Below are 18,382 nucleotides of genomic sequence, written 5' to 3'. Positions count from 1 at the left end.
CACGGAGCATCATGCATACCGAAACCGAAATCGACCTCATCGCTGCGCGGGCAGCGGCCGCTGCGGGCCTATTCGCCGACACCGCCCCGAAAGACCGCGCCGCCGCGCTCGTCGCCGTCGCCGATGGCATCGACGCGGCGGCCGACGAACTGATCGACATCGCCATCCGCGAGACCGGGCTCACGCGGCCGCGATTGCAGGGTGAGGTGCGCCGCACGTCGAACCAGCTGCGCCTGTTCGCCGAGGCGATCGTCGACGGCGCCTACCTCGACGTTCGCATCGACGAGGCCGATGCCGACTACGTCATCGGGCCGAGGCCCGACGTGCGACGCATGCTCGCGCCGGTCGGTCCGGTGCTGAACTTCGCAGCCTCGAACTTCCCGTTCGCGTTCTCGGTGGCCGGCGGTGACTCCGCTGCGGCGCTCGCCGCGGGCTGCTCCCTCATCGTCAAAGCGCATTCGGGCCATCCCGAGCTCTCTCGACGCACGGCTGACATCGTGATCGCGGCGCTGGCGTCGGCGGGAATGCCCGACAACGTCTTCCAGCTCGTCGAGGGGCAGCAGCGCGGCGTCGACCTGCTGCAGGATGACCGCATCCGCGCGGGTTCGTTCACGGGCTCGACGCACGTCGGCCGCCTGCTCGCCGATCTGGCCGCCGCGCGGCCGCGGCCGATCCCGTTCTACGGCGAACTCGGCAGTGTGAACCCCGTCTACGCGACGTCGGCCGCGGTCGAGGCCGAAGACGACCTGCTGGCGGGCTTCGTCGCGTCGGTATCGGGCTCGGCCGGGCAACTCTGCACGAAGCCCGGCTTCCTGTTCGTGCCCGAGGGCGCCGACCTCGGCGCCGTCGGAGGCTCCGCGGCGTTGGTCGGCGAGCACCGCCTGCTGAATCCCGGCATCGGGCGCGCGTTCGAGCAGCGCCGCGACACGGTGCTGGGCGCTGTAGGTGTGACTGCGCTGGCGGCAGGCGCCGTGCGAGTCGGTGACGACGACCAGCGATTCGCGACGCCCACGGTTGTCGAGGTCGATGTCGAGACCCTGCGCGAGCATCGCGACGAATTGCTCGAGGAATCGTTCGGGCCGCTGTCAGTGATCGTTCGATATTCGGATGTCGCTGCGCTGCCCGAGCTGCATCGCGAGCTGTTCCCCGGCAACCTGACGGCCACGCTGCACTCGACCGACGCCGACGCCGACGCCGTCGCCCCCCTCGTCGAGGCGCTCGCCGAGACGAGCGGTCGGGTGCTCTTCGGAGGGTGGCCGACCGGAGTCTCGGTGACGAGCGCCATGCAGCACGGCGGACCGTTCCCCGCCACGACGACCGACGCCACGAGCGTCGGCACGGCGGCGATCGCGCGATTCCTGCGCGGCGTCGCCTACCAGTCGGCCCCGCAGCAACTGCTGCCGATGCCATTGCGCGACGACAACCCGTGGGGCGTACCGCAGCGGCGCAGCAGCGCGGGCAAGTCGGCCGGGTGGGGGAGCCTCACGGGCGAGCACTGACAGCGGCCGGATGTCGCGTGGCCGGGCGACATCGGCCACGCGACATATCGATCTGCCACATGGTGTTCATTTACGGCGGCGGGCATTGTTGTCACACTTGTCGTGTACTGGCACGAGGGGGTAGCCATGGTGCAGCACACGATCAGGATCGCGGCGTACAACGTCGAGAACCTGTTCTCCCGTCCACGCGCGATGAATCGCCCTGTGGCGGTCGCCGCAGCGGTGTTGCGAGCGCATGCGCGAGTGAATGAGTTGTTCGAACAAGGGTGTACACACCTGAGGTGAAGGCTGAGATCCTCGTGTTGCTCAAGGAACTCAAGCTGCTGCGCGACGACGGCGATGTGACACGGACATCGTCGTTCGCCATCCTGCGGCGCATTCGCGGGCGGCTGCTGCTGCGACCTCGGAACGACCCCGACGGGTCGCAGGTGACGGTGGTCGCGAGCGGGCGAGGTGCCTGGACGGGATGGGTCGACCTGATCAAGGACCGCATCGAAGAGAAGGCGATCACCAACACCGCCCGTGTCATCCGCGAGGTCGCGGCCGACATCGTCGGCGTCGTCGAAGCCGAGGACCGCATCACCCTCGCACGATTCACCGACTCCTTGCTTCTGAACCCGGTCGACGCACAACCGCTGTACCCGCACGTCATGGTGGTCGACGGAAACGATCCCCGTGGCATCGACGTCGGCGTCCTCGCGACGAACGCGTACCCGCTGAGCATGATGCGGTCTCACATCGATGACGGCACATTCGGCGATCGGGTGTTCAGCCGCGATTGCCCTGAGTACTGGTTCACCTTCCCACCGGGATCCGCCCTGGCCGGGCAGCGATTGGTCATGCTCGTCAATCACTTCAAGAGCAAGTTCGGCGGCAACAACCCCGCGAGCATCGCCAGGCGAAAGCGACAGTCGAAACGAGTCGCTGAAATCTACGATGACCTCCGCGCCGCCGGCGTCGACCATGTCGTGGTACTCGGGGATCTCAACGACACACCCGACAGCGAGGCATTGCAGCCGCTGCTCTCAGACACAGACCTGACAGACGTCGCGTCCGTGCGGCCGTTCGACGATGGCGACCCCGACGAGGACAGGCCGGGCACGTTCGGCAATGGGACCAAGTCCAACAAGATCGACTACGTGCTGCTCTCACCCAGTCTGTTCGCGCGCGCCACTGGCGCGGGCATCTTCCGCAAGGGCGTGTGGGGCGGCGTCAACGGAACCTTGTTCCCCCACTTCGACACCATCGAAGCCGACCACGAGGCCGCGTCCGATCACGCCGCACTCTTCGTCGACATCAACCTCGACTAGGTGCGATGTCCAAGGACCCGATCGCCGCCGCATGAGACGATCGATGCCATGACAGCGTCGAACGGCCGGATCGCCTTGTCCGCCGAGGGACTGACCATCGCCGCCGGGGATTCACCCGAATTGCTCGTGCCCTGGGGCGAAATCGTCTCTGTTGCCGTGGACGTCGATGACGTCATGGGCGAGGTTCAGCGCACGGTCACGTTCGACCATGTCTCGGGCGAGTTTTTCGAGATCCCCGACGACGCCGACGGTTGGGAGCGGGCGATCGCGCATCTCGGCGACCACATGACACTGCTCGTGGACGCGCCGCTGCAGGTCTGCCGTGAGGCTCGCCCCGGAACCGCGCCGATCGAGCTCGCACGCCGCCGCGAGGAGTGAGGCCTGCGAGCTGGCGGCGGCCTGCTCTCCGACTTCTTGCCGACGCGCAGCTTGTTGCCGACGTCGCGCCTGACAGCGGGCCCCCTACCAGATCACGGATTCAGATTGGGAACGATGGAGTGGATCAGTACGGGAGGCGGTCAACGCAGGCTGAAGCCGTCAGCGAGCGGGTCGCCCTCGTCGAGTTCGAACGAGCAGAAGCCCACGCGGTGCGCCTGGCCCGTGACCTCGGGGATCACCCCGTCAGAGGTGTGCTCGACCACGCGGGCGGTGAACCGGGTGCCGATGATCGAGTCGTGCGTCAGGATCTCGTCGTCGCCGAGCGCACCCGTGTGCGCCAGCAGTGCGACGCGCGCGGCCGTGCCCGATCCGCATGGGCTGCGGTCGACCTCGCCGTCGGCGAAGACGGTGACGTTGCGCTGCCACAGGCCGGAATCGGAGCGCCCGAGATCGTCGAAGAGGATTGTGCCGTACACGCCCGAGAGGCGGTCGTCGGCGAGTTGCGCGGCGGGATGCTCGTCGAGCGCCCATTTGATCTCGCGGCCGAGGCGGATGAGCTCGGTGGTGTGTTCGGGCGTGACCTCGAACCCCACCGACGAGGCCGACAGCGTCGCGTACACCGCGCCGCCGAAGACGAGGTCGACCTCGACGTCGCCGGCGCTCGTGGAGAGCGGGATGGCGGTCGCGAGCACCCGTGAGGCCACGTTTCGGAACACCACCGCCGTGGTGCGCCCCGCCGTGCGGAGCACCCGGGCCTGCACGCGACCGCTCGGCACGTCGATCGTGACGAGCGCCTCGCCGTCGTCAGGCGCGGGCACGAGGCCGTGACGCACGGCCCACGCACCGAGCGCCATGGTGCCGTGACCGCAGGCGGTCGAGAAGCCGTCCTTATGCCAGAACAGTACGCCGAGGTCGGCCCCTTCGTCGTCGGGCGGAGTGATGAACCCGCCGTACATGTCGTCGTGACCGCGCGGTTCGAGGCAGAGGAATCGACGGATTGCGTCTGGCCCGTGCTGTTGGGCGTAGACGCGGCGCTCGGCGACAGTCGCTCCGTGCGTCTCGACTCCCTCGACGATGCGGAACGGCTCGCCGGCGGTGTGCCAGTCTTCGGTGTCCCAGCGCATCATGCCGCCGCATTCTCGAGCGCGAGCTGCGCGACCGCGAGGTCTTCCCAGCCCATGCCGCAGGTCTTGAACACGCGCGGCCGGTCGGCGGCGACAGCGGTCGCGCCAGTGATGATGCGCGCCATCGGCACGAGCGCGGCGGGGGAGACCGCCGCCTCCTCGATGGCCATGATCACGTCGCCCGCCTCGGTGCGGGCGACGCGCTCGGTCTCGACGATCACCTGGCTTCGGGCGAGGAGGCCCGCAGGGAGCTCGCGTCGGTCGGCCTCGTGCGATCCGATCGCGATCACGGTCGCGTGGTCGGCGACGAGGTCGGGCTCGAAGAGCGGGGTCTGCGCCGTCGTCGCACCGACGATGATGTCGGCGGATGCGACATCCGCAACGGTGCCCGCGGCGACCTCGAGGCCGGCGGCCGACGCCTGTTCCACCGCGCGCTGCGTCTTCTCGGCGTCGCGACCGATGAAACGAACGCGTCGGATGTCACGGATCGCTCTCATCGCCTCGACGTGTCGTACTCCCTGCGGGCCGGTGCCGAACACGACGAGCGACGACGCGTCGGGCGTCGCCACGACGTCAGCGACAGCGGCCGACACGGCCGGGGTGCGGATCGAAGTGAGTTCGGTGCCGTCGAGCAGTGCGAGCGGGCTCAGGGTCTCGGCGTCGAGCAGCACGTAGATCGCCTGGATGCGCTCGAGCCCGCGCGTGGGATTGCCGGGGGCGACGGTGGCGAACTTCTGGCCGGTGTATCCGCCGAGGTCTGCCGGCATCTGCAGCAGCTGCCCGTGGCGAACGTCGACGATCGAGCGCGGCAGGTCGTCGTCGGGGTCGAAACCCTCTCGGATCGCGGATTGCAGGGCGCGGATCGCGGAGTGCATGCTGACGCGCTCGGCGAGCGCCGCCTGATCGATGAGGCGTATCGAATCGAAGATCCCGGACATGGCCCATAGCCTAACCGCGCTACGTAACATGTCACACACTGCGAATGGGGTCGAACCTTCGACATTCCGCGCGATTCTCGTTTCGCCGCGAAATCTGCAAGAATGGTCAGTCGAGTTCCGTACTGCCCGACCCTCTATCCGGCGTGCAGAACCCCATAGAGCTTCCGCCGAGTGTGCACCCCACGCTCACGGCTGTCAGTTCGCTTACTCACAACATTTTTCAGGAGAATTGTGGCTGTCAAGATTCGTCTCAAGCGCCTCGGCAAGATCCGTGCGCCCTACTACCGCATCGTCGTCGCCGACTCACGCACCAAGCGCGATGGTCGTGTCATCGAGGAGATCGGCAAGTACCACCCCACCGAGCAGCCCTCGTTCATCGAGGTCGACTCCGAGCGTGCCCAGTACTGGCTCTCGGTCGGTGCGCAGCCGACCGAGCAGGTCGCGGCGATCCTCAAGCTCACGGGCGACTGGGGCAAGTTCAAGGGTGACGAGAACGCCGTCTCGAAGGTGCAGGTGAAAGAGGCCAAGGCTGCCTTCGTCGCCGACGAGAAGAAGAAGCCGGTGCTCAAGCCCAAGGCCGAGAAGCCGGCCCCCAAGGCCGAAGAGGCCCCGGCCGAGGCTGAGGCCGCGACGGACGAGGCGTAAGCCTTGCTCCAGTCCGCGCTCGAACACCTCGTCAAGGGAATCGTCGATCACCCTGACGACGTGAAGGTCGTCTCCGCGTCGAGCGCACGCGGCGAGGTCCTCGAGGTTCACGTGAACCCCGAGGACCTCGGTCGCGTGATCGGCCGCGCCGGCCGCACCGCGAAGGCGCTCCGCACGCTCGTCACGGCCCTCGCCGACGGGCGCCGCGTGCGGGTCGACGTCGTCGACACCGACGACTGACGTGGCCGACGCAGGTACGCAACTGCGGGTCGGCCGCCTCACGAAGGCGCACGGCCTGAAGGGCGCCATCAAGCTCGAGCTCTTCACCGACGACCCCGAGCGGCGATTCGTGCCGGGCGCCGAGTTCTCGCTGCAGGTGCCCGAGAGCTCGCCGTGGCACGGCAAGCACCTCACCTTGCGCGAGCTGCGCTGGTACAACGGCCACCCCGTCGGGTTCTTCGAGGGGGTCGACGACCGCACGGCCGCCGAGAGCCTCGCGAAGGCCATCCTCTGGGTGTCGCACACCGACGACGAGACCGCCGAGCCCGACGCCTGGTACGACCACCAGCTCATCGGCCTCTCGGTCATCCGCGACGGCGTGCGCATCGGCGAGGTCACGCATGTCGACCACCTTCCCGCCCAAGACCTGCTTATCGTGCGCGTCGACCGCGAGGGGGCGAAGGGCCGTGAGGTCATGGTGCCCTTCGTCGGCGCCATCGTGCCCGAGGTCGATGTCGAGGCAGGCACCCTCACCGTGACGCCACCGGCCGGGCTCTTCGAAGAGCTCCCCGACGAGGTCGTCGCCGAACCCGACGCCGACCCGGCCGAGGGCGCCGCCGACGGCGAGTCCGGGGCATCCGACACCGCCGACGATCGCGACGGGTAGACCCGTCGTGCGCGTCGACATCGTCACGATCTTCCCGTCGTTCTTCGACGTGCTCGACCTGTCGCTGCTCGGCAAGGCCCGCCAGTCGGGCCTCATCGACGTCACTGCGCACGACCTGCGCGACTTCACCCACGACCGCCACCGCACCGTCGATGACACGCCGTACGGCGGCGGCGCAGGCATGGTCATGAAACCCGAGCCGTGGGGCGAAGCCCTCGACGCGATCGTCGGCGACGGGTCATCCGACGCCCTGCTCGTCGTGCCGTCGCCCGCGGGTGAGCCGTTCACGCAGGCCATCGCCCGCGAACTCGCCGCCGAGGCGCACCTCGTGTTCGCATGCGGCCGCTACGAGGGCATCGACCAGCGGGTCGTCGACCATTACTCCGCCCGCATGCGCGTGCGCCTGATCAGCCTCGGCGACTACGTGCTGAACGGCGGTGAGGTCGCCGTCATGGCCATGATCGAGGCTGCCGGGCGACTCGTGCCCGGAGTCGTCGGCAACCCCGAGAGCCTCGTCGAGGAGTCGCACGAGAACGGACTGCTCGAGTATCCGAGCTACACGAAGCCGGCCGCCTGGCGGGGTCTCGACGTGCCGCCCGTGCTGCTCTCGGGCAACCACGGCGCGATCGCCGCATGGCGGCACGAGCAGCAGGTCGACCGCACACGCCGGGTGCGGCCCGAGCTGCTCGACGACTGAACCGCGACCGCTTCGCCGCGTGAGGGAGTCTTCACCTCCCCGAAACACGCGGGTGCGAACCGTGAAACACGTCGTGCATACCGTCGAAACCGGCGACCGACACTGGGCGCCGCCGGAAGGATCGTGGTCGCTGAGATGGTCGGGTCGACAGATGTCGGGATCCAGGCGGATGACTCGGGCGCGCGCCCACTCCGCCTGGTCGCGGTCACCCACGGTGCACCATCGGCCGAGAACCGCCAGGCCGTGATCCGCCTCGTCGACGGCGTCGCGTCCGAGCGACCCGAGCTCGACGTCTCGATCAGCTTCGTCGACGCTGCGAACCGTGACGTCGCTGCCTCGCTGGCTGCCGCGGCCGAGCCCGACGCGGTCATCGTGCCGCTCGTGCTCTCGGCCGGGTTCCATGTTCGCACCGGGCTCTCGCTCGGGCTCGACCGCCTCGGTGACGCTGCTGAGCTGGCCGGCGAGCTCGGCCCCGACGATCGCATCGTCGCAGTGCTCGCACACCGCCTGCGGACCCTCGGGCTCGACGACGACGACTCCGTCGTGCTCGCCGCCGCCGGATCGAACGATCCGCGCGCCGTGCGCGAGTGCTTCGAGACCGCCCGGCGGCTGGCACATCGGCTCGGGCGCCCGGTGACCGTCGGGTTCATCGCGGCGGCGATCCCGCGACTGCCCGACGCGATCGAGATGATTCGCGAGGTGCATCCGGGCTCGCGAGTGGTCGTCGGTGCATACCTGCTCGCGCCGGGCACGTTCTACGATGCGGCCGGCGCCTCGGGTGGCGACCTCATCGCCGATCCGCTCCTGCTCCCGGGCGAGTCCGCCCCGCATGAGCTGGTCGAGCTCGTGCTCGAGCGCTTCGCCGCGGTCGACGCGAGCCACTGGGAGCGCGCCTGAGCCGAAGGGCTGATCGGTGTCACGCGGTGAGGGTCGGCGTGCCGTCGGTCTCGGCGGCGCGGGCGAGCACCTCGGCGATGCGACCCTTGCATCCGCCGCAGCCGGTGCCCGCACGGGTGTCGCGGCCCACGCACTCGACGGTCGTGTGGCCGCACTTCGCCGACTCCTCGATGCGGCCCACCGTGACGCCGTTGCACCAGCACACCGTGCTCGTCGGCGCGAATGCATCGGCGTCTTCCGCGGGGTCGTAGTCGGGGCCGTCGAAGCGAAGCAACAGCGAGCGGTCGGCCGGAAGTTCGCCGCGCCGCTCGAAGAGCAGGGTGAGCTCGGCCGCGGTGCGCGGCATGCCGACTGACACGAAGCCGGTGAGGATGCCGTCTTCGGCGACCATCTTCACGTACCGCAGGTGCTCGGGGTCGGCCCATTGCGCGATGTGCCGCCGGGGATGCATCGTGTCGTCGTCCCACGGGTCGGCGGCGACGTCGCCGACCGCGACGACGTCGATGTGCTCGGCCTTCAGCATGACGATCGGCTCGCGCTCGGCCGGTACCCCGCCGGTCGAGCGATCGGATGTGCCGGCACGGTCGTGTGCGCCGGTGCCGACCACCCAGCCGGCCTCGGAGGTCAGTGCTGCCGCCAGCCAGTCCGCCTGCCGCCATCCTGGGCCGATGAGCCCCGACGGGGCTCCGGGCAATGCTCGCTGTCTCGCGAGCTCTTCGGTGCGCTCGACGACCTGGGCGCAGTCGCCGATCGCGTAGACGTTCGGGTCGCTCCAGGACTGCAGTGAAGGGTGCACGACCACACCGACGGCGGTGCGCAGTCCGGCGAGCGTGGCGAGTTCGTTTCGCGGGCTCACGCCGCACGAGAGTACGAGCAGGTCGCCGCGCAACTGCTTGCCGTCGGCAGTGACGAGCATGTCGAACCGGCGGTTCCCCTCGTCGTCGGTGCGGAACGCCACCGCCTCGGCACGGCTGTGCGCGATGACGGTGATGCCGGTGCGGCGCAGTGCGGCGCGCAGCACCTGCCCGCCGCCGCGATCGAGGTTGCGCGGCATCGGGTGCGGGCCGTGGTGCACGACGCACACCTGGGCACCGGCGTGGGCGGCAGCGAGCGCGAGCTCGAGACCGAGCACGCCCGCGCCGAGCACGATGATGCGACGACGGGTTCGAACGGCCTCGAGCACGCGCTCGGCGTCGGCGAGGTCGCGCAGTGCGGTGATGCCCTCGGGGAGCTCGTCGTCGCGCGCAACGAGGGAGGCCGCATACTTCTCGAGCGAGGCGAGGTCGCGGCGGTGACGCTCGACGCCGTCGAGCGTGGGAACGTTGGCCCGCGAACCCGTCGCAAGCACGAGTCGGTCGTAGCCGACGGCGTCGCCGGTGCTGAGGTGCACCATCCGCTCGTCGCGGTCGATCGAGGTCGCCGCGACGCCCAGCAGCACGCGGGCGCCCGCCTGTTCGGCGGCCACGCGGTCGCCGACCGTCATCGACTCCAGCTCGGTGTTGCCGACGGCGTACTCGGCGACGAGCACCCGGTTGTACGCCTCGACGTCTTCGCCGGCGACGACCGTGAGCTCGACCGCACCGTGACGAACGGCGGGCAGCAGTTCGTCGACGAATCGGGCGCCGACGGGCCCGTACCCGACGAGGACGATCCTGAGCGCGCTCATGCGGGGACTCCGGCTACTGCGCGGCGGGTGCGTCGGGTGCGCGCGGCGAGCGGAGTCACGCGCACGACGTTGGTCTTGAACTCGGGCATCGCCGAGATCGCGTCGACCGCGTCGGAAGTGAGCAGGTTGGCCGCCTGCTCGTCGCCGTAGTGGAACGGCAGGAACACGGCGTCGGGCCGGATGTCGGGGGTCAGGCGGGCGCGACAGCGCACGGTGCCGCGATCGTTGCGGAGTTCGAGGTCGTCGCCGTCGGCGATGCCCAGTCGCTCGGCGGTGGCCGGATGCAGCGACGCCAGCGCTTCGGGCTGCGCGGCCGCGAGCTCGGGGACACGCCGGGTCTGCGCCCCGCTCTGGTAGTGCTCGAGCAGGCGACCGGTGACGAGCGTGAGCTCCCCGTCGTCTGCAGAAGGACGGGCGGACGCCCGCACCGAGACGGCGACGAGCCGTGCCAGCCCGTCGGGGTGGGCGAAGCGGTCGGCGAAGAGCCGCGGCGTGCCGGCGCTGCCGCGCGGGTACGGCCAGTAGGCGGCCTCCCCGCGATCGAGCATGGCGTAGTCGATGCCCGAGTAGTCGGCGATGCCGCCCTCGGAGGCGAGGCGGAGTTCCTCGAAGACTTGCTCGGGATCGGTGTCGAAGGTCGCACGGCAGTCGAGGCGGCGCGCGAGTTCGGCGAGGATCCAGAGCTCGTCGCGAACGCCCGCCGGCGGAGTGATCGCGCGGCGGCGGCGGATGACGCGGCCCTCGAGCGAGGTCATGGTTCCCTCCTCTTCGGCCCACTGCGTGATCGGCAGCACGACGTCGGCGAGGGCCGCGGTCTCGGAGAGGAAGAAGTCGCACACGACGAGCAGGTCGAGCGCGGCGATGCGCTCGCGTACGGCCGCGACATCGGGCGAGGACACCACGAGATTGGAGCCGTGCACGAGCAGCGCGCGCACGCCGCCGGGCCGCCCGAGCGACTGCAGCAGTTCGACCGCAGGCACGCCGGGCCCCGGAATGTCCGAGGGATCGACGCCCCACACGCGGGCCACGTGCGCGCGGGCCTCGGGGTCGACGATCTTGCGGTAACCGGGGAGTTGGTCGCACTTCTGGCCGTGCTCACGACCGCCCTGTCCGTTGCCCTGGCCGGTCAGCGTGCCGTAGCCGCTGCCCGGCCGGCCGGGCAGGCCGAGCAGCAGGGCGAGGTTGATCGCGGCCGTCGCGGTGTCGGTGCCGTCGACGTGCTGCTCGACGCCCCGCCCCGTGAGGATGTAGGTGCCCGCGCCCGACGCGAGCCGTCGCGCGAGCCGCCGCAGCGTGAGCGCCGGCACGCCGGTGACCGACTGCACGCGCTCGGGCCACCACGCGGCGACGCTACGGCGCACCGCGTCGAACCCGACGGTGCGAGCGGCAACGTAGTCGATGTCGACGAGCTGCTCGGCGATGACGATGTGGATGAGTCCGAGCAGCAGCGCCAGGTCGGTGCCCGGCGCGGGCTGCACGTGCAGGCCCCGCCCCTCGTCGGTGAGTCGAGCCGTCGCCGTGCGGCGCGGGTCGACGACGACGAGGCCGCCGGCGGCCTGCGCACCCGCGAGGTGCCCGATGAAGGGCGGCATCGTCTCGGCGACGTTCGTGCCGAGGAGCAGTATCGTGGAGGCCCCGTCGAGGTCGTCGAGCGGGAACGGCAGACCGCGGTCGACGCCGAATGCCCGGTTGCCTGCGGCCGCGGCCGACGACATGCAGTACCGCCCGTTGTAGTCGATGCGGCTCGTGCCGAGCGCCAGCCGGGCGAACTTGCCGAGCAGGTAGGCCTTCTCGTTGGTGAGTCCGCCGCCGCCGAACACGCCGACCGCGTCGGCGCCCGACTCCGAACGGATGTCGCGCAGCGCGCCCGCGACGAGATCGAGGGCGTCTTCCCACGACGCCTCGTGGAATGCGCCGTCGGCGCCCCGCACGAGCGGGGCGGCGAGGCGGGCGGGGGACCGGAGCAGTTCCGCCGAGGTCCACCCCTTCTTGCACAGCCCGCCGCGGTTCGTGGGAAAGTCGCGGCCCGAGACCGTCACCGGCGTCCCAGGGGCACCTTCGGCGGGCTCAGCGAGCACCGTGGGGGTGAGCGTCATCGCGCACTGCAGCGCGCAGTACGGGCAGTGGGTGTCGGCGGGGCGGGTCATCCGGTCTCGTTTCAGATCTTGTGCGAGCTCAGGCGACCCGAACGCACGTAGACGACGTAGGTGAGCACGAGCAGCACCGCGTAGGCGGCGACGAACCCGAGGAACGCCCCCGCGTAGCCACCGGTGGCCTGGAACGAGAGGTTCAGGGCCTGCGGGATCAGGAACCCGCCGTAGGCGCCGATCGCCGAGATCAGGCCGAGCGCCGCCGCAGCCTTGCGCTGCGTCGACACGTCGCCCGTACCGCCGCCGCGCACCGCGAAGACGACCGGCACCATGCGGTAGGTCGAACCGTTGCCGATGCCGGCGGAGGCGAAGAGCAGCAGGAACAGGCCGAGGAAGAGCCAGAAGTCCGCCACCGGCAGGGTGAGCACCACGGCGAGCGTGATCGCACCCATCGCCGCGAACGCGAGCATCGTGATGCGCGCGCCGCCGAAGCGGTCGGAGAGGCGGCCGCCGTACGGACGAGCGAGCGAGCCGACGAGGGCACCGAGGAAGGCGAGCGAGACGGATGCCCCGCCCACGGCGATCGCAGAGAACTGGGGGAACTGGTCGGCGATGAGCTTCGGGAACACGCTCGCGAAGCCGATGAACGAGCCGAACGTGCCGATGTAGAGCAGGGACAGCAGCCAGAGATGCGGCTCCTTGAGCGCGGCGGCCGAGCCTGCGAAGTCGGCCTTGGCGTTCGAGAGGTTGTCCATGAAGCGCGCGGCGCCGACCATCGCGAGCACGATGAAGGGGATCCAGATCCATCCGGCGAATGGAAGGTTCAGGGTGGCGCCTGCGCCGATCGTGATGACGACCGGCACCACGAACTGCGCGATCGACGCGCCGAGGTTGCCGCCGGCGGCGTTCAGGCCGAGCGCCCACCCCTTCTCCTTCTGGGGGAAGAAGTACGTGATGTTCGACATCGAGCTCGCGAAGTTGCCGCCGCCGAAGCCGGCGAGCGCTGCCGCCGCGAGCAGCACACCGAACGGGGTCTCGGGGTTCGAAACGCAGACGGCGAGGGCGATCGTGGGGGCCAGCAGCAGGCCGGCCGAGATGATCGTCCAGTTGCGGCCGCCGAACCTCGGCACGAGGAACGAGTACGGAATGCGCAGGGTGGCGCCCACGAGGCTCGGTATCGAGATGAGCCAGAAGATCTCGCCGGTGCTGAGTTCGAACCCGGCCGCCGGAAGCGTCACCGCGACGATCGACCAGAGCTGCCAGACGACGAAGCCCAGGAACTCGGCGAAGATCGACCAGCGCAGGTTGCGGCGGGCGATGGCCCGACCCTCGGTGCGCCACTGCCCCTCGTCTTCGGGGTTCCAGTGGTCGATCCAGCGACCCGACCGGGTCGCGAGGGCGGGTGTCGTCGTCGGCTCGGGTGCGAGGGCGGGGTCGATCTGCGGGGGAGCGGTGCTCAGGGTCTCGGTCATCGGTGCCTCCGGGAGTGTCGGTCACGGGTGGAGCTGTGCTGGCGACGCTATTCGCGCCGTGTTTCCGCGACTCGGCCGGGTCGTAAACCCTGCGTCTCGACCTGCTCACCCGTGGGGGCCGGTCGTGTGAGGTCGTGGTCAGACATCGATGCGGTATCCGCGCTTGACGACTGTTGCGATGAGGCCAGGTACCCCGATGGTCTGGCGAAGCCGGCTCAGCGCGACCTCGAGTGCGTGCTCGTCGCTCGAGCCCGGGAGCCCGGCGGCGAGCCGGTCTCTGGCGACGACAGACCCGCCCGCCCGCACGAGCGTGCGCAGGATCCCGAGGGCGACGGGCGCGAGCGTCACGCGTCGGTTGTCGACGTCGACCATCGACCCGCGAAGCGCGAGCGGTCCATACCGTGTGTCGAGGCGTACGACCCGCGCCGATTCGAGGTGCTCGCACACGAGGCGGATCAGCGCGCCCATGCGGAAGCGCTCGGGCTGGATGGGCATCACCCCCGCATCGATGAGCGGTGCGGCCGTGACGGGGCCGACCGCGGCCGCCACGACCGACCCGCACATCGCGTCGATGAGGTCGTCGTAGCGACCCTGAGCCTCGGCCGCGATGAACAGCGCGTGCACCGCGGGGGCGCTCGTGAAGGTGATGCAGTCGAGTCCGCCCGAGCACGCGGCCTCGATGAGACGGTCGACCCGGCCGTCGGTCTCGTCGGTCTCGATCCACCGGTAGGGTTCGACGGTGAGCACGCGGGAGTGCGCTTCATGCAGGCGCACGAGCTGCGCCGGATTGAGGAATCCGTGCAACTGCACGGCGACGGTGAGCCCTTCGGGGTAGTTCGCGAGCACCGCGTCGATGAGCGATTCGGTGGTCTCCTCGGCGCTCATGCCTACGTCGTTGAGGCCGGCCGCGCGGATGCCGCCGCGTGCCTTCGGCCCGCGCACCAGGATCGCCGTGTCGCTGAGTGCGTCGACGAGGTCTTCACCGAGGCCCGCGGCATCCGCCACCTCGAACCAGCGGCGCACTCCGTACGCGGTGGTCGCGAGCAGCACGTCGGGTCGCGCCTCGATGATCGCGCGGGTGTCGGCGATCACCGGATCATCGGAGATCGCGTTCGCCATGCGCAGCGTCGGGGCGTGCACGACTTGGGCGCCGCGACGTGCGAGCGCGTCGATGAGGTCGGCCGAGCGGCGATCGCTGGTGACGCCGATACGGAATCCCTCGAGCTGGTCGGGCCTGAATGCGGGCGGTGCCTCGATCACGTCGGTCACGTGGTCACCGCCGCGAATGCCGCCGCTCGTCGCATGAGATCGGATGCCTCGGCGTCGCCGTCGTGGGCGAGGCGCACGACCTCGCCGACGACGATGATCGCGGGTGAGGCGACCTGGGCGCGACCAGCCGTGAATACGATGTCGGCGAGGGTGCCGATCGTCGTGCGCTGGCCGGGCTGGAATCCGCGCTCGACGATGGCGACGGGCATGTCGACCCGCATGCCCTGCCGGGCGAGCCCTGCCGAGAGCGAGGGAAGCGAGTTCACGCCCATGAGCACGACGATCGTGCCGCCGAGCCCCGCCAGATGCGTCAGCTCGTCGTCGGTGAGCGGCGCGTGACCCGACACCACGGTGAACAGGTGGCTGATGCCACGGTGGGTGAGCGGGATTCCGGCGGCGCCCGGGACGGCCACGGCACTCGTCACACCGGGGATGACCTCGACCGCAATGCCGGCACGGTGGCATGCGAGCACCTCTTCGCCCCCGCGACCCAGCACGTACGGGTCGCCGCCCTTGAGGCGCACGACGTGCCGGCCGGCGACCGCATACTCGACGAGCAGCTCCTCGATCTCATGCTGCGGAATCGCGTGATGGCCCGGTCGCTTGCCCACGTCGATGAGCTCGGCATCGGGGGCGAACTCCGCGAGGTGCTCGTGGGGCGCGAGCCGATCGTAGAGCACGACATCGGCCGCCGCGAGCGCGCGGACGGCCGCGAGCGTGAGCAGGTCCTCCCGGCCCGGCCCGCCGCCGACGAGCGTCACCCGGCCGGTCATGCGCCGGCCCCCCGCACGGGGATCGTGGTTCCGGCGACCAGCACGGCCTCGCCGCGCTCGCGCTCCTCAGCAGTCGCCGGGCGCATCTGACCGCGCTCGGCAACGCGTGCGACCGACGGGTCGGGCACGTTCGGCGCATTCACGAATGAACGGAACCGGCGCAGCCGCTCGGGGTCGGCGAGGGTCGCCGCCCACTCGTCCTCGTAGGTGTCGACGTGTCTGGCCATCGCCTGCTCGAGCTCGTCGGCGAGGCCGAGGGAGTCGTGCACGACGACGTCGCGCACGTGGTCGAGGCCGCCCTCGAGGTCCTCGATCCAGCGCGCCGTACGCTGCAGGCGGTCGGCCGTGCGCACGTAGTACATGATGTAGCGGTCGATGTAGCGCAGCAGCGTCTCGTCGTCGACGTCGCTCGCGAGCAGTTGCGCGTGCGCCGGCTGGAATCCGCCGTTGCCGCCCACGTACATGTTCCAGCCCTGGTCGGTGGCGATGACCCCGACGTCCTTGCCGCGGGCTTCGGCGCACTCGCGGGCACAGCCCGAGACGCCGAACTTGAGCTTGTGCGGCGATCTGAGGCCCCGGTAACGCAGTTCGAGCTGCACGGCCATCGCCACCGAGTCCTGCACTCCGTAGCGGCACCAGGTCGAGCCGACGCAGCTCTTCACGTTGCGCAGCGCCTTGCCATACGCCTGGCCGGACTCGAACCCGGCGTCGACGAGCCGCTTCCAGATCTCGGGCAGCTGGTCGAGCCGCGCGCCGAACAGGTCGATGCGCTGGCCGCCGGTGATCTTCGTGTACAGGCCGTAGTCCAGCGCGACCTGGGCGATGACGGCGAGCTTGTCAGGCGTGATCTCGCCCGCGGGGATGCGGGGGACGACCGAGTAGGTGCCGTCCTTCTGCATGTTCGCCATGGCGCGGTCGTTCGTGTCCTGCAGGCCGCCGCGGCCGCCGTCGAGGATGTACGAGCCGTGCTGCGTCGCGAGGATCGAGCCCACGACGGGCTTGCACACGTCGCAGCCGCGACCGGTGCCCAGACGCGCGATGATCTCGTCGAACGAAGTGAGCTCGAGCACGCGCACCGACTCGAACAGCTCCTGCCGGCTCAGTTCGAAATGCTCGCAGAGGGCACGCGACGGGGTGACCCCCGCTTTCGTCAGCTCGGATTCGAGCAGCTTCTTCACGAGCGGCACGCACGAGCCGCACTGCGTGCCCGCTCGCGTGCACGCCTTCAGCGTGCCGAGCTCGGTGCACCCGTCGTCGTGCGCCGCGTGGGCGCCGGTGACGGCGTCACGGATCGTGCCGGCGGTCACGTTGTTGCACGCGCACACCAGTGCGGTCGCGGGCAGTTCGTCGCCCGCGGGCGCCTCGATGCCCGACGCCGAGAGGTACGCGGCGGGCTCGCTCGAGAGCTGCGTGCCGAGCATCGGCCGCAGCGAGGCGTAGGGCGAGGCGTCGCCCACGAAGATGCCGCCGAGCAGGGTCTTCGCGTCATCGGTCATGACGAGCTTCTGGTAGAGGCCGCGCGCGGGATCGGCGTACACGATCTCGAGCGCCTGGTCGGTGCGGGCGAGCGCGTCGCCGAAGCTCGCGACGTCGACCCCCGAGAGCTTCAGCTTCGTCGCATCGTCGACGCTGGTGAACTCGGCCGAGCCGCCGAGGAGGCGGTCGGCCACGACCTCGGCCATCGCGTTCGCCGGAGCGACGAGCCCGGTGCACCGCCCCTCGAAGCTCGCGACCTCGCCGATCGCCCAGATGCCGGGGGTCGAGGTCGCGCATGACGTGTCGATCGCAGCGCCGCCGCGCGGGCCGAGGTCGAGCCCGAGGTCGCGGGCGAGCTCGTCGCGGGGGGTGATGCCGATCGCGAACACCACGAGGTCGGCCTCGATGTGCCGGCCGTTCGTGAGGTCGACGCCGACCACGGCGTCGTCGTCGACCACGATGGCCGACGGACGGGCGCCGAGGTGCAGCCCGATGCCCTGCCCCGCGATGATGCGCCCGAGGGCGCGTCCGGCGCCCTCGTCGAGCTGGGCCGACATGAGCCAGCCGCCCGAGTGCACGATCGCCGCGTGCGCGCCGAGTTTCGCGAGTCCGCCCGCCGCCTCGAGTCCGAGCAGCCCGCCGCCGGCGACGACGACCTGTGCGGATCGCCCGAGCGTCTTGGCGAGCGCATGTGTCTCGGCGACGAGCGCGTCGACGTCGTCGATCGTCCGGTAGACGCGGGCGTGATCGCTGCCGGGAATCTCGGGCACCGGCGCGCTCGATCCGGTCGCGAGCACGAGGTCGTCCCACGGCAGAACTTCGCCACCCGAGGTCGTCGCGGTCTGCGCGTGCGCATCGACGGCGACGACCCGCTCGCCGGTGAGCAACCGCACGCCGCCCTCGTGCCACATCGACATCGGCTGCAGGGTGAGGTCGGTTGCGACATCCGCGAGCCTGGTGCTCAACGCGACCCGGTCATATGGCGCGTGCACCTCTTCGCCGACGACCGTCACGCGCATGGTGCGGCCGCCATCGCGGGCGTGCAGGCTGTCGGCGAGGCGGTGTGCGGCGGGCCCGCCGCCCACCACGACGACGTCGCGTACCTCGGTTGCGGTGTGAGTGGTCTGAGTCATGGCGGCCCTCCGTGGCTCGATTGGCTGCGAGCGTACGGCCGGGCCGTTTCGGCCCTGTTACGGGCACGTAACTGCGGCGCACCTCAGTCGCACGCCTGCCGAACCCGCCTGTGAGGGGGCTTTCACACC

The 18,382-nt window shown here is 70.3% G+C and carries 16 protein-coding genes; 8 read left to right on the top strand and 8 right to left on the bottom strand.

Annotated elements, in window-relative coordinates; translation table 11 throughout:
• Positions 1–11: 11 nt before the first annotated feature.
• The 3 genes from ABD164_RS12055 to ABD164_RS12045 all read left to right on the top strand — a co-directional run bounded on the left by ABD164_RS12055 (position 12) and on the right by ABD164_RS12045 (position 3,187).
• Positions 12–1,499 (top strand): aldehyde dehydrogenase (NADP(+)), encoded by a 1,488-nt coding sequence (locus tag ABD164_RS12055; RefSeq protein ID WP_344296434.1) that lies wholly within the window; start codon positions 12–14, stop codon positions 1,497–1,499.
• A gap of 281 nt (positions 1,500–1,780) precedes the next feature.
• On the top strand, positions 1,781–2,809 hold the full coding sequence (locus ABD164_RS12050; protein WP_344296432.1) for an endonuclease/exonuclease/phosphatase family protein: 1,029 nt from the start codon (positions 1,781–1,783) through the stop codon (positions 2,807–2,809).
• Between the two features lie 48 nt (positions 2,810–2,857).
• Entirely contained in the window at positions 2,858–3,187 is a 330-nt protein-coding gene (locus ABD164_RS12045) for a hypothetical protein (RefSeq protein WP_344296430.1), read from the top strand.
• A gap of 140 nt (positions 3,188–3,327) precedes the next feature.
• Here the strand turns inward: ABD164_RS12045 and ABD164_RS12040 are convergent, their stop codons facing one another.
• Together ABD164_RS12040 and ABD164_RS12035 are read right to left on the bottom strand one after the other, a co-directional pair.
• Positions 3,328–4,314, bottom strand: coding sequence for a proline racemase family protein (locus ABD164_RS12040; RefSeq protein WP_344296429.1), 987 nt, complete (start codon positions 4,312–4,314; stop codon positions 3,328–3,330).
• Complete coding sequence (locus ABD164_RS12035; RefSeq protein ID WP_344296428.1) at positions 4,311–5,249, bottom strand: ornithine cyclodeaminase family protein; 939 nt, start codon at positions 5,247–5,249, stop codon at positions 4,311–4,313. Before ABD164_RS12035 ends, ABD164_RS12040 begins: the two co-directional genes overlap by 4 nt.
• 231 nt (positions 5,250–5,480) lie before the next feature.
• On the opposite strand from ABD164_RS12035, the gene rpsP reads away from it, so the two are divergent.
• The 5 genes from rpsP to ABD164_RS12010 all read left to right on the top strand — a co-directional run bounded on the left by rpsP (position 5,481) and on the right by ABD164_RS12010 (position 8,374).
• Positions 5,481–5,894 (top strand): 30S ribosomal protein S16, encoded by a 414-nt coding sequence (gene rpsP / locus ABD164_RS12030; protein WP_344296427.1) that lies wholly within the window; start codon positions 5,481–5,483, stop codon positions 5,892–5,894.
• 3 nt (positions 5,895–5,897) lie between these two features.
• Positions 5,898–6,134 carry an RNA-binding protein gene (locus tag ABD164_RS12025; RefSeq protein WP_056651189.1) on the top strand — a complete coding sequence of 79 codons (237 nt, stop codon included), beginning with the start codon at positions 5,898–5,900 and terminating at the stop codon, positions 6,132–6,134.
• 1 nt (position 6,135) lies between these two features.
• Entirely contained in the window at positions 6,136–6,780 is a 645-nt protein-coding gene (gene rimM / locus ABD164_RS12020; protein WP_344296426.1) for a ribosome maturation factor RimM, read from the top strand.
• 7 nt (positions 6,781–6,787) lie between these two features.
• On the top strand, positions 6,788–7,477 hold the full coding sequence (trmD, locus tag ABD164_RS12015; RefSeq protein WP_344296424.1) for a tRNA (guanosine(37)-N1)-methyltransferase TrmD: 690 nt from the start codon (positions 6,788–6,790) through the stop codon (positions 7,475–7,477).
• A gap of 123 nt (positions 7,478–7,600) precedes the next feature.
• Complete coding sequence (locus ABD164_RS12010) at positions 7,601–8,374, top strand: sirohydrochlorin chelatase (RefSeq protein WP_344296423.1); 774 nt, start codon at positions 7,601–7,603, stop codon at positions 8,372–8,374.
• A gap of 19 nt (positions 8,375–8,393) precedes the next feature.
• Here the strand turns inward: ABD164_RS12010 and ABD164_RS12005 are convergent, their stop codons facing one another.
• The 6 genes from ABD164_RS12005 to nirB all read right to left on the bottom strand — a co-directional run bounded on the left by ABD164_RS12005 (position 8,394) and on the right by nirB (position 18,253).
• Positions 8,394–10,040, bottom strand: coding sequence for an FAD-dependent oxidoreductase (locus ABD164_RS12005; RefSeq protein ID WP_344296421.1), 1,647 nt, complete (start codon positions 10,038–10,040; stop codon positions 8,394–8,396).
• Positions 10,037–12,187, bottom strand: coding sequence for a molybdopterin oxidoreductase family protein (locus ABD164_RS12000; protein WP_344296420.1), 2,151 nt, complete (start codon positions 12,185–12,187; stop codon positions 10,037–10,039). The genes ABD164_RS12005 and ABD164_RS12000 overlap by 4 nt, the downstream gene beginning before the upstream one ends.
• Before the next feature lie 11 nt (positions 12,188–12,198).
• The gene (locus ABD164_RS11995) at positions 12,199–13,602 is read right to left on the bottom strand and encodes an MFS transporter (protein ID WP_344296418.1); all 1,404 of its coding nucleotides are present in this window, start codon (positions 13,600–13,602) and stop codon (positions 12,199–12,201) included.
• Between the two features lie 138 nt (positions 13,603–13,740).
• Positions 13,741–14,871 carry a uroporphyrinogen-III synthase gene (locus ABD164_RS11990; protein WP_344296417.1) on the bottom strand — a complete coding sequence of 377 codons (1,131 nt, stop codon included), beginning with the start codon at positions 14,869–14,871 and terminating at the stop codon, positions 13,741–13,743.
• Positions 14,868–15,644: a uroporphyrinogen-III C-methyltransferase gene (gene cobA, locus ABD164_RS11985; protein WP_344296415.1), complete on the bottom strand. Its 777-nt coding sequence runs from the start codon at positions 15,642–15,644 to the stop codon at positions 14,868–14,870. The genes ABD164_RS11990 and cobA overlap by 4 nt, the downstream gene beginning before the upstream one ends.
• Positions 15,641–18,253, bottom strand: coding sequence for a nitrite reductase large subunit NirB (gene nirB, locus ABD164_RS11980; protein WP_344296414.1), 2,613 nt, complete (start codon positions 18,251–18,253; stop codon positions 15,641–15,643). Before nirB ends, cobA begins: the two co-directional genes overlap by 4 nt.
• Positions 18,254–18,382: the final 129 nt, after the last annotated feature.

The sequence above is a fragment of the Agromyces neolithicus genome, from assembly GCF_039529735.1.
Taxonomy (GTDB): domain Bacteria; phylum Actinomycetota; class Actinomycetes; order Actinomycetales; family Microbacteriaceae; genus Agromyces; species Agromyces neolithicus.
Note: the sequence above shows the minus strand (reverse complement) of the source record. Positions and strands in the feature narration are given on the sequence as shown.